The following is a 321-nucleotide window of genomic DNA, read 5'->3' on the forward strand; positions in this document are numbered from 1 at the left end:
CGCTGCGCGAGCAGCTTGGCCAGTGCTTTGATGATGTCAGCAAAGGGGATCAGTATCTGGCAGTGTCGCGTGGGCAGGACCAGATCGGGTTCTGGCGCAATGGCATGCGTGTGTGCACCCTGACGCACCCTCAGCTCAAGCAACAATTTATGGCCATTTTTATTGGCCAAAACACCCGGTCCAAGGCCTTTACCCGCAAATTAAAAGGTGAATGATGGTTTACCCGCGCGTCAGCCTTTACGCATTGATGCTGGCCGCGGCTGGCATCCCTCTGTACATCCATTTACCACGGTTTGCGTCGATCAATCTTGGTATCGGATT

The 321-nt window shown here is 53.9% G+C and carries 1 pseudogene; it reads left to right on the forward strand.

Going from position 1 to position 321, the window contains the following annotated elements:
- Positions 1 to 215: pseudogene (locus tag AB9F26_RS22420) on the forward strand (hypothetical protein); the annotation flags it as partial.
- Between the last annotated feature and the right edge of the window lie 106 nt (positions 216 to 321).

Source organism: Falsihalocynthiibacter sp. BN13B15 (assembly GCF_041205415.1).
GTDB classification, from domain to species: Bacteria; Pseudomonadota; Alphaproteobacteria; order Rhodobacterales; family Rhodobacteraceae; genus Falsihalocynthiibacter; species Falsihalocynthiibacter arcticus.